This is a genomic window from Actinomadura sp. NPDC048032 (genome assembly GCF_040653175.1).
Lineage (GTDB): Bacteria > Actinomycetota > Actinomycetes > Streptosporangiales > Streptosporangiaceae > Spirillospora > Spirillospora verrucosospora.
In genome coordinates this window covers 1-7,195 of record NZ_JBEZJP010000422.1, presented here as the reverse complement: position 1 = coordinate 7,195, position 7,195 = coordinate 1, and the positions used below count along the sequence as shown (strand labels likewise).

The window sequence follows — 7,195 nt, the reverse complement described above, 5'->3', positions numbered from 1 at the left end:
GTCGCGCGGGCCGCCGCGGCCTCCCCCGGCTTCGCGCTCGACGACGGGACGGCACCGTGGGTCGCGGCGATCTGCCGGCGCCTGGACGGGGTGCCGCTCGCGCTGGAGCTGGCGGCGACCCGCGTCCGCGCGCTCGGAGCGCGGGAGCTGGCGGCGCGGCTGGACGACCGCTTCCGCGTGCTGGCGGGCGGCCGGCGCGGCGGCCCGACCCGGCAGCGGACGCTCCGCGCGGTGATCGACTGGAGCTGGGAGCTGCTCACCGGGCCGGAGCGGGTCGCGCTGCGGCGCCTCGCCGTCCACGCGGGCGGTTGCACGCTGGACGCGGCGGAGGCGGTCGGCGACACCGGCGTCGACGTGCTCGCCCGGCTGGTCGACCGTTCCCTCGTCGTCCGGACGGAGGAGGGCCGGTACCGGCTGCTGGAATCGGTCGCCGCCTACGCGCTGGAACGCCTGCGGGAGGCGGGCGAGGAGGACGAGCTCCGCCGCCGCCACGTCCTCCACTACACCGGCCTGGCCGAACAGGCCGCGCAGCGGCTGCGCGGGCCCGAGCAGGGGCGCTGGCTGAAGCTGCTCGACGAGGAGGCCGCGAACCTGCGCGCCGCGCTGAGCGACGGGACGGGATTCCGGCTCGTGAACGCGCTCGCCTGGTACTGGTACCTGCGGGGCCGCTTCGGGGAGGCCCGCCGCGCGTTCGCCGGGGCCCTGTCCGCCGACCGGCAGGCGTCACCGGCCAGAACCGAGGCCGCGACGTGGCTGACCGCCTTCACCATGCTGGTCGGCGAAAGCGCCGATTCGGAAGAGCTTCGGCAGGCCGCCCTGGCCGAACACGACGACCCGTTCGCCAAGGCCAGGGCCGAGTGGCTTCTGAGCCACGTCCATTGGGCGTACGGAGATCTGACCGAGAACGAGCGACGCGTCGACCGCGCTCTGGCGGTGTTCCGGGAGCGGGACGACCGCTGGTTCACAGCCGCCGCGCTCGCGACACGGGCCAAGCTGGCCGTCGGGCATGGCGATCTGGGCTCCATGGAGAGGGACGCCGTGCGGAGCGCCGCGCTGTTCGCCGAGATCGGAGACCCGTGGGGGCGGCTGGAGGCGTCCGACGCGCTCGTCCGGCGCGCCGAGATCACCGGTGACTACGCCGAGGCCGCCCGGCTGCTCCGCGACGGGCTCCGGCTGGCCGAGGAGTCGCGGATGTGGCCGGAGGCCTCGTTCCGGCTGGCCGGCCTCGGTCGCGTCGCGCTCCTCACCGGCGCCCTCGACGAGGCCCGCGACCTGCACGAGCGCGCCCTGGACCTGGCGCGGCGGCACATGGCGCGGTCGGCCGAGGAGTTCGCCGAGGTCGGGCTCGGGCTCGTCGCGCGGGCCCGCGGCGACCTCGACGCCGCCGAGAGGCACCTGCGCGCCCGGCTCGACTGGCTGCGCGGCATCGGCGGGACGGCGGGCCTGGCGTTCGCGCACGCCCAGCTCGGCTTCGTCGCCGAGGAGCGCGGCGACGCCGACCGGGCGCTGGCCCTGCACACCGAGGGGCTCGCCGCCGCCCGCGCCGTCGGCGACCCGCGCGCTATCGCGCTCGCGCTGGAGGGGCTGGCCGGTGCCCGGTCCCTGGCGGGCGACCACGCGGCCGCGGCCGGGCTGCTCGCCGAGGCCGGCGGGCTCCGCGCGGCGGCGGGAGCCGCGCTGCCGCCCGGCGAGCGGCGCGACGTCGACCGGATCGCCGGGAGGATCCGGGACGCCTCCGGCGTTGTCGCCAAGACCGGTGGTCCGGCGTCACCGGGACGATCGGCACCGGCGGGCTGATCGGTTCGGGCCGGGGGAAAGGGAGACATGAGCGAGGATCTCGGCTACGGATGGCAGGGCGAGCTGCTCGACCTGCCCGGCTACCTGAAGCGGGTCGGCCACGACGGCGGCCTGGCCCCCACGGCCGCGACGCTGCGGGCCCTGCACCGCGCGCACGTCACGTCCATCCCGTTCGAGAACCTGGAGATCATGCTCGGGCGGCCGGTCGACCTGTCGCTGGACGCCGTCCAGGCGAAGCTCGTCGAGAGTCCGCGCGGCGGCTACTGCTTCGAGCACAACCGGCTGTTCGCGGCGGTGCTGGAGAGGCTCGGGTACGAGGTCGCGGCGGTGGCGGGGCGGGTCACGATGGGGGCGGCGAAGGTCCTTCCGGCCACGCACGCGCTCCTGCACGTCCGCCCGCCGGACGCGTCGCGGGACGAGCCGGCATGGCTGTGCGACGTGGGGTTCGGCGCCGGTCCGCTGGAGCCGCTGCGGCTCGTGGACGGCGAGGAGGCCGTCCAGGACGGCTGGGGCTTCCGGCTCCGCCGAGGCCGCACCGTCACCGCCTGGACGCCGGAGACGGCGGAATGGGAGCTGCACCAGCGCGGCCCGGACGGCTGGGTCCGGCGCCACACGTTCGTGCTGAACGAGGTGTTCCGCATCGACTTCGAGGTGGGCAGCCACTACGTCTCGACGAGCCCGCGTTCCCCGTTCACGACCCGCCCCTTCGTGCAGAGGTTCTCGTCCGGCTCCCTCCGCGTGCTGGACGGCACGAAGCTGACCACCACCCGTCCGGGCGGGAGCGTCGAGGCCCGCGCGCTCGCCCCCGAGGAGCTGCCGGCGACGCTGGCCGAGGACTTCGGGATCGTCCTGGAGAAGGAGGATGCGGATCGCCTCGTCGGTTTCGTCCGCGCCAGGAGTTAGCCCAGGTCGAGGCGGGCCAGGGCCGCTCTCGTGGTGACGCCGAGCTTGGGATAGGCCTTGTAGAGGTGGTAGCCGACGGTCCGGGGGCTCAGGAACAGCTGCGCGCCGATCTCCCGGTTGCTGAGGCCCGTCGCCGCCAGCCGGGCGACCTGGAGTTCCTGCGGGGTGAGCCGGGCGGCGTAGTCGTCCGGGGAGGCCTGGTCGTCTCGACCGCCCGTGAGGCTCTCCCCGGCGGCGCGCAGTTCGGCCCGGGCGCGGTCGGCCCACGGCGCCGCGCCGAGCCGCGCGAACGCCTCCAGCGCCGCGTGCAGCCGGGCCCGGGCGTCGTTCCGGCGGCGTGACCTCCGGAGCCACTCTCCGTACAGCAGCTCGGTGCGCGCCTGCTCGAAGGGGGTGCCGCCCTCGCGGTGCAGGGCGAGGGCCTTGGAGTACAGCGGGTCTGGGTCGTCCGGGGTCAGGAGGGCCGCGCAGCGTGCCGCGATGGCCTGCACCCAGGGCTGCTGGGTCTGCGCGGCCCAATCGCCGTACCAGTCGGCGGCGTCCCGCGCGCGCTCAGGGGCACCGGCGCGGACGGCCGCCTCGACAAGGTCCGGCAGGGCGGCGATGGCGCCCTGCCGGGAGGGCCCGGCGACGACGTCGGCAAGACGTTCCAGAGCCGCGTCGTACCGGCCGAGCCCGAGGTCGAGCAGGCTGCGCGCGGCGGCGGCGTGCACGTTGCTCGGCGGGAGTCCGCGTGACAGCGCCTCTTCTGTCAGCTCCAGACAGCGTTCCTCGTCCCCCTGGATCGCGGCGAGCTGCCCCAGGCCGGTGTCGAGGTAGACGCGGATGCGGTGCTGGCCCGTGTCGGCGGCGATCCGCACGCCCTCGGTCGCTCCGGTCAGCGCGTCGCGGTACCTGCCGAGCAGCAGGTCGGTCCGGGTCCGGAGCATCAGCACGGGCGCGAGCAGCCCGATCGCGCCCCGGTCGCGGAAGCGCCGCTCCAGCTCCGCCGCGACCTCGGCCGCGCCCCGCACGTCACCGACCATGAGATGCCACATGCCCGCGCGGATCCGCTCGCGCGGCGCGTAGCAGGCGCTCATCGCGTCCATCAGCTCGCGCAGCGCCGCCACGCCGTCGGCCGGCTCCGCGTCCGCGAGCGGGTTCTGCCCGGCGAACACCCGGCTCAGCGCCCGCAGGTGCGGCGCGTTCGGGACGCCGAGGCGCGCGCCCTCGGCGGCGAAGCCGTCCATCGCGGCGAAGTCGCCCGCGTTGGCGGCCGCCACCGCGGCCTGGAAGTACAGGTAGCCGGACGTGCGGGGATCGACCCGCGCGACCGTCGCCGCCGTCTCGGCGAACAGGCGGTGGGCGTCCGCCGCCCGGTCCTGCTCGTCGGCGAGGGACGCCCGGATCAGCGTCAGCTCCGCCCGCGCCAGCGGGTCCGGCAGGTCGGGCTCCGCCCGCGCCGCCAGCTCGACGGCGCGCTCGGGCAGCCCCGCGTCGGCCGACGCCCGCGCCGCCGCCGCCAGCCGCCGGCCGCGCTCGGCCGGGTCCGGGGTGAGACCGGCGGCGGCCTCGTACATGGCGGCGACGGCCGTGTTGCCGCCCGCGTTCCGCTCGGTCTCGGCGGTCCTCTCCAGGACGGCCGCGACGCGCTCGTCCGGTTCCGTCACCGAGCGGGCCAGATGCCAGGCGTGGTGGCACACGTCGCCGCGCTCCAGGTAGGCCTCCGCCAGCGCCCGGTGGGCGGCGAGGCGCTGTCCGAGCGTCGCCTCCCGCACGGCGGCGGTGCGGATCAGCGGGTGCCGCACCTCCAGCCGCCCGTCGGGCGTGGTGCGCAGCAGGCCCGCGCGCTCGGCGGGCTCCAGGTCGCCGATGGAGGCGGGGGCGCCGAACCGGCCCGCCGCCTTCACCACCACCCCGGCGTCGCCGAGATCGTCCACCCCCACGAGCAGGACGAGCCCGCGCGCCGGCCCGGGCAGCGCGGCGATCCGCTCGGCGAACGACCGCAGGATCCGCTCGTAGGCCGACCCGTGGCCGCCCCGGCCCGGCAGTTCGAGCAGCGCGAGGGGGTTGCCCATCGCGCCCGCGAGGATCTCCCGCCGGACGTGGCCGGGCAGGTCGGGGGCGCGCTCGGCCAGCAGCCCGGCCGCCGCGTCCTCGTCGAGGCCGCGCAGGCGCAGCTCGGGCAGCCCCTGCGCGACGAACTCCGGCGCGGCGCACTCCGGTGCGACGGCGTCGCGGGCCGCGAAGACGACCGCGATGGGCTCGGCGTCGAGGCGGCGGGCGGCGAACAGCAGCGCCTCGGCGGACGAGCCGTCCATCCAGTGCGCGTCGTCGACCAGGCAGAGCAGCGGCCGCTCCTCCGCCAGGTCGGACAGCAGGGTCAGCACCGCGAGCCCCACGAGGAACCGGTCGCTCTCGGCCTCCGGGCCGCCCATGTTGAGGGCCGCGCGCAGGGCCTCGGCCTGCGCGTCCGGGAGGCCGCCGATCCGGTCGAGGTGGCGGCCGAGCAGCAGGTGCAGGCCCGCGTACGGCATGGTGCTCTCGGTCTCGACGCCCGTCCCGCGCAGGACGCGCATGCCGTCGGCGGCGCCTGCGGCGTGGTCGAGGAGGGCGGACTTGCCGATCCCGGCCTCGCCGCGCAGGACGAGGGCGCCGCTGCGCCCGGCGCGGGCCCGGTCGAGGAGCCCGTCGATCGCGGCCAGTTCCCCGTCCCGCCCGTACAGCATGCGCTCACCCTACTCAGCCCGCCGCGGCGCCCGGATGGTTGAAGCCCTCACCTCGGGTATCGCCACGAGTCGTACGCCCCCGGCGCCGAACACCGACAGGAGGTTGTCATGGCCGACCAGGCCACCAAGGAGAACGTCGTCGATCTGCTGCTCGCGCAGCACGAGGAGATCCGCCACCTCGCCACGACCGTGGAGAAGAACCACGGCAAGGTGCGCAAGGACGCGTTCGACCGGCTGCGCAGGCTTCTCGCCGTGCACGAGACCGCCGAGGAGGAGGTCGTCCACCCGTTCGCCCGGCGCGGGGACGGCTCCCGCGTGGTGGACGCGCGGCTGGAGGAGGAGAACAAGGCCAAGGGCGTTCTGTCGGACCTGGAGAAGATGGACCCGGAGTCCGCCGACTTCGAGGAGACGTTCGCCAGGTTCCACCGGGACCTGGCGGCGCACGCCTCGCACGAGGAGAAAGAGGAGTTCCCGCGCATCGCCCGCGAGGCCACGCCCGAGCAGATGCGCGGCATGGCCAAGGCCGTCAGGGCCGCGGAGGCGATCGCGCCGACCCATCCCCACCAGGGGACGGAGTCGCCGACCAAGAACCTCGCGGTCGGGCCGGTGGCGGCCGTCGCCGACCGCGTCCGCGACGCCATCGGCAAGGCGCGCGGCTGACCGTCCCGGGGGCGGCCCCGCCGGGCCGTCCCTCCCTTGAGGAGGTGCGATGACCCACCGGAAGAACGACGAGGACAAGCCGCTCGCCGACCGGCGCGCCGAGGCGGGGGCGCCGCAGGAGGACGACGCCGACGTGGGGGGCGAGCACACGCCCGGCCCCACCGACCCGCCGAACGCCGAGGCCGACGCCCCGGGCGGGGAGGACGACGGCTACAGCCCGCAGACCGAGGTCCCCTGAGCCGCCCGGGGCGCCGTGCCCCTCACTCGCTGTCGTCGTCGCGGTCGGCCCCGACCGTGACGCCGACGACGTCCTGCAGTTCGCTCAGGACCGCGGCGAGTTCCGGGACCGAGCCCGTCCCTTCCAGCGTGAGCGTCACCACGGCGTTGCCGGGGCGCCGCCGGTCGGGTTCGCGCCGGTCCCGGCGCTCGTCGCGGCCGCGGTCGGAGTCGTCCGGCAGGTGGTCGCGGTCGACGTGGACCTCCAGGATCACGAAGTCGCGCCGCGTGGCCTCCATCAGGACCTGCCGCAGCGCGCCCCGCCCGTCCCCGTAGACGATCCGCAGCCGCGCGACCCCGGCCCGGCGGTAGCGCTCCAGCGGAAGCCTCTTCGTCAACCCGCTGAGCCCGTACACGACGAGGAAGTGGATCGCGGTGACCGCCACCGCGAGGACCGGCAGCCCGCCGCCGGCCGCCATGCCGACGGCCGCCGTCACCCACACGACGGCGGCGGTCGTGAGCCCGCGCACCGCGTCCCGGCGGACGAAGATCAGCCCGCCGCCGATGAACCCGATGCCGGACACGATCTGCGCCGCCACCCGGGAGGGGTCCAGCGAGACGTTCCCGGGGACGTTCTCGAAGCCGTACTTGCTGACCAGCATGAACAGGGCCGCACCGACGCCGACGAGGGTGTGCGTGCGCAGTCCCGCGCTCTTGTTGCGCAGCCCTCGTTCCAGCCCGATCGCGGCCGACAGCACCATGGCGAGCAGCAGCTCGCCGATCTCCACCCAACCCTGCCCGGGGGACAATTCGAACACCCTCGTACCACCCCTCCCTCTTCCGTTGTCCATCGGCCGAACCGCGCCGGCCGGCACGCGCGCCGGCCGGGCGGCAGCAGACGGGAGGCCGCC

General features: G+C 76.0%; 5 protein-coding genes and 1 pseudogene. 4 read left to right on the top strand and 2 right to left on the bottom strand.

Translation table 11 applies throughout. The features are described from left to right. Positions 1 to 1,797: pseudogene (locus AB0C69_RS35065) on the top strand (AfsR/SARP family transcriptional regulator); the annotation flags it as partial. Between the two features lie 27 nt (positions 1,798 to 1,824). After that, complete coding sequence (locus tag AB0C69_RS35060; protein WP_360359508.1) at positions 1,825 to 2,700, top strand: arylamine N-acetyltransferase; 876 nt, start codon at positions 1,825 to 1,827, stop codon at positions 2,698 to 2,700. Here the strand turns inward: AB0C69_RS35060 and AB0C69_RS35055 are convergent. Further along, on the bottom strand, positions 2,697 to 5,408 hold the full coding sequence (locus AB0C69_RS35055) for an AAA family ATPase (protein WP_360359505.1): 2,712 nt from the start codon (positions 5,406 to 5,408) through the stop codon (positions 2,697 to 2,699). The genes AB0C69_RS35060 and AB0C69_RS35055 overlap by 4 nt on opposite strands. A 108-nt stretch (positions 5,409 to 5,516) precedes the next feature. Here AB0C69_RS35055 and AB0C69_RS35050 point away from each other — a divergent pair, with 108 nt between their 5' ends. Both AB0C69_RS35050 and AB0C69_RS35045 read left to right on the top strand, forming a co-directional pair. Continuing rightward, a complete protein-coding gene (locus tag AB0C69_RS35050; protein WP_360359502.1) occupies positions 5,517 to 6,068 on the top strand; it encodes a hemerythrin domain-containing protein in 552 nt (183 codons plus the stop codon). Positions 6,069 to 6,117: 49 nt separating this feature from the next. Next, complete coding sequence (locus AB0C69_RS35045; protein WP_345180249.1) at positions 6,118 to 6,306, top strand: hypothetical protein; 189 nt, start codon at positions 6,118 to 6,120, stop codon at positions 6,304 to 6,306. Positions 6,307 to 6,328: 22 nt separating this feature from the next. On the opposite strand, the gene AB0C69_RS35040 is transcribed toward AB0C69_RS35045, so the two are convergent. Next, entirely contained in the window at positions 6,329 to 7,102 is a 774-nt protein-coding gene (locus AB0C69_RS35040) for an MgtC/SapB family protein (RefSeq protein WP_345180251.1), read from the bottom strand. Between the last annotated feature and the right edge of the window lie 93 nt (positions 7,103 to 7,195).

Bases quoted from the DNA above. Each gene is read 5' to 3' on its own strand.
- AB0C69_RS35060 (WP_360359508.1), top strand. From the start codon at position 1,825: ATGAGCGAGGATCTCGGCTACGGATGGCAGGGCGAGCTGCTCGACCTG.
- AB0C69_RS35055 (WP_360359505.1), bottom strand. From the start codon at position 5,408: ATGCTGTACGGGCGGGACGGGGAACTGGCCGCGATCGACGGGCTCCTC.
- AB0C69_RS35050 (WP_360359502.1), top strand. From the start codon at position 5,517: ATGGCCGACCAGGCCACCAAGGAGAACGTCGTCGATCTGCTGCTCGCG.
- AB0C69_RS35045 (WP_345180249.1), top strand. From the start codon at position 6,118: ATGACCCACCGGAAGAACGACGAGGACAAGCCGCTCGCCGACCGGCGC.